The sequence below is a fragment of the Skermanella sp. genome (genome assembly GCF_059503625.1).
In genome coordinates, this window is sequence record NZ_JCACHA010000259.1 from 1 (window position 1) to 3,130 (window position 3,130).

Below are 3,130 nucleotides of genomic sequence, written 5' to 3' on the forward strand. Positions count from 1 at the left end.
CGGTTCCAGCCGAACCTCGGCATCGTGGCGAACGGCGCTTGCGGCTTGGGCAGGCGAGATACCGGATCCCGCACACACCAGCGCTGCGAAAAGGCTCCGGCAGAGGAAACTAACGCTCATCGAGTCCGCCGGATCTTCATCTCGTCACTCCCAGAAAGGTTTCGCCTTCTCGAACTCGGCCCATTGACCGGGCAGTCCGTCGACGCGGCGCCGGGCGTGGCGCTCCAGCCATTGGCACAACCCTTTGGCCGCCGTCTTCACGTCCTTCGAGGCATCGTCCACGAGAGCCTTCAACAGCTGGTTGGAGACATCGGCATCGTTCAAGTCGCCAAGGCTCTCCTGAAGCGCCTCGACTTTCTCCAGATAAGGACGAACCGCTCCCGCCGCATAGACTCCGCGAAAGAATTCAACGCCGTAGCGCAGCTTCTTGAAGCTGATCCGCAACCTGTGCCGCTGCTCACCGTCGATCTCCCGGATCTGCCGGCCTGCCTTGCGGGATTTCCGGTGCCGCTCGCCAAGCCAGGCGCCGGCGATTTCCTGCAACGGCTGCGCCGCCTTTGCCAAGGTCTCCTGATCGGCGTCCTCCTGCCATCGTCCCGATTCCAGCCAGCTTCCCAGCGCAAGTATCAAGGTCGTATACCGGGGCGAATACAAGGCTTCGCTGGCGCGGGCATGGGCCGACCGGCGGGAGGAGGAAATCGCCTGCCCCAGCCGATGGATCGCTTCGTCATGCCCGTGCTTCTCGGCATAGGGCTGGAAGAAGCGATGATGCAGGATGTCCCAGTCGCGCGCCGGTCCGAGGCGGTCCATCAGCCAGCGCACCTCATCCTTCAGCGCCTTGGCGTCGCCGGAAGCGATGATGTCGTCGAACAGGCCGAACGCCGACCGCAGCCGCCGCAAGGCCACCCGCATCTGGTGGATGCCTTCGTCGCTGCCGCCGGCCAGGACGCAGGCCTCGTTCGCCAGGACATGGCTCATGCAGTTTCTGACGATATGACGGAAGCCGTCCGCGACCGTGGCAGCCGGCGTCAAGCCCAGCGGCGGCGCCTTCGCGGGTTCGGGCAGCCGTCCGGTCACCAGCGCGAACCCGGCCAAAGCCTTGTTGTCCGCCGAGATCCGCATCGGCACGATCCGCTGAAGCTCGCGCGCCAGGTCGAACAGGGCCGTCACCGGACCAGCCTTCAGTTCCAGCTCGATCTCGCTGATCGGCCGGTAGGTCGTTCCTGCCCGGATCTCGCCCGTATCCAGCGCCACTTCGATGGCTGTCAGCGGATCGGGCCGCAGCATCAGGGTAGTGCGCTGAAAATCCGTCGTGAACAGCGGACGGATTTCCGGCAGGGCGTCCTGCGGCACCAGTTCCCGGATTCCTTCGAGCGTCAGCAGCGAAACGTCAGGGTCCTCGCCCGCGATCGTCCAATCCCACTCGCGCCTCACCGCCACGGCGGCGGCATCGCCCGAGTTGCCGCCGCCCAGCGTCTTCACGGTCTGGATATACTGTGCCCCTTGCCGGCGTACCCGCAGCGCCACGCCGAAGCTCGCCAGCCGCAGGTCGGGAGTGTCGAAATAGACCGTGTATAGCCGCGTGCTGGCCGCCGTACCCAGCTGAAGCCCGACCAGCGCCGGATGACGGGCCAGCCGCGCCAGATCGCTGGGCGCCACATGCAGCTTCAGTTCGATCTCGCGCCCTACCGTACCGGCGGATGCCCGGACCTGCGGCGGCGACATCAAGGCGGCACCGTCGTGCTTCATCGGATGGGTGTTCTGTGACACTGGCTGCGGCGCCTCGCTGATCGTGCGTTCCGGTACCACGTGATAGCCGACCGCTCCGCCGCTCGTTAAGTTAATTTTTTTGGTATGAGGAACCGGGTGAGCGTTCCGGCCCGCGGCTCTATGTCGCTCCAACTCGTCACCGCGAATTCCAGCACCGCCAAAGCCGCCGTCGGGAACTTCGCGGCAAGGTTCCTCAGATCTTCATCCGATCCGAAACCGGAAAGGTCCTGGGCAAGGTGATGCAGGTCGGGGTTGTGTGCTACCAGCATCGCGGTCCTGACCTTGTCCGGCAGCAGGCGCAGCCGGTCCAGCAGCGCCTTTTCCCCGGTAAGGTACAGACCCCGTTCCTGATGGACCGGCATCTCGAGCGCGTGGCCGTCAAGTTGCGCGGTGACGATTTCCAGCGTGTCCACGGCGCGCCGTGCGGTGGAACACAGGATGCAGTCGGCCCGAAAGCCGTCCAGCCGGAGTTGCCGCCCGATCAGGGTCGCAGACTTGACGCCCCTCGGCGCCAGGGGCCGGTCATGGTCGGAAAGAGTCTCATCGTTCCAGGCTGATTTCCCGTGCCGCAAAAGGTATAATGTCTTCATGGTCTTGACGCAGGCTCCGTCGTCTCGATCTTAGCTCGAATGAACGGCTGCGGACCGCGCCTGTTGTAAATTCTGTCGGTCACCGTCCGTTCGATTGCCAAAGCGTAACCGAAACCCGCTATCCTTGACCATTCCCCATCACGCCCCGTAACCAGAGGCAGCCGTGACCAGCGCGCAAGAGATCGAGTTCCCCCAGGTCGACCCGTCGTCATCGCCGGACCGGTTCATCAACCGCGAACTCTCGTGGCTTGCCTTCAACCAGCGTGTGCTCGAGGAATCCCTCAACCACGCCCATCCGCTGCTCGAGCGCCTTCGCTTCCTGTCGATCTCGGCAAGCAACCTGGACGAATTCTACATGGTCCGCGTCGCCGGCCTGAAGGCGCAGGTGCGCGCAGGCGTGACGACTCTGTCGGACGACAACCTGTCGCCCAACCAGCAGTTGGCTGCCGTCAATCAGCGGGTGATCGAGCTGATGCGCGACCAGCAGAACGGCTGGCGCACCCTGCGCCAGGATCTCCGCGAAGCCGGCATCACCGTGGTCGACCCAAGCGAGCTGACCGACAGCGAGATCGACTGGCTGGAAGCCCGCTTCATCGAGGACATTTTCCCGATCCTGACGCCGATCGCGGTGGACCCGGCGCACCCGTTCCCGTTCATCCCCAATCTCGGCTTCAGCCTCGCCCTCCAGCTCTACAATCCCGACCGCAGCCAGAACCTGGACGCGCTCCTGCCGATGCCGTCGCAGCTCGAGCGCTTCATCCGGCTGCCCG

The 3,130-nt window shown here is 64.6% G+C and carries 2 protein-coding genes and 1 pseudogene; 1 reads left to right on the forward strand and 2 read right to left on the reverse strand.

Going from position 1 to position 3,130, the window contains the following annotated elements; translation table 11 throughout:
* Positions 1–144: 144 nt before the first annotated feature.
* Positions 145–1,770 carry a CYTH and CHAD domain-containing protein gene (locus AC5JJ6_RS06180; RefSeq protein WP_496041201.1) on the reverse strand — a complete coding sequence of 542 codons (1,626 nt, stop codon included), beginning with the start codon at positions 1,768–1,770 and terminating at the stop codon, positions 145–147.
* Positions 1,771–1,835: 65 nt separating this feature from the next.
* Positions 1,836–2,360: a SixA phosphatase family protein gene (locus tag AC5JJ6_RS06185; RefSeq protein WP_496041202.1), complete on the reverse strand. Its 525-nt coding sequence runs from the start codon at positions 2,358–2,360 to the stop codon at positions 1,836–1,838.
* Positions 2,361–2,523: 163 nt separating this feature from the next.
* Between AC5JJ6_RS06185 and AC5JJ6_RS06190 the strand changes: the two are divergent.
* Positions 2,524–3,130 (forward strand): annotated as a pseudogene (locus AC5JJ6_RS06190) (RNA degradosome polyphosphate kinase); the annotation flags it as partial.

Excerpts from the sequence above, each read along its gene's own strand:
- AC5JJ6_RS06185 (WP_496041202.1), bottom strand. The coding sequence starts at position 2,360 with ATGAAGACATTATACCTTTTGCGGCACGGGAAATCAGCCTGGAACGAT.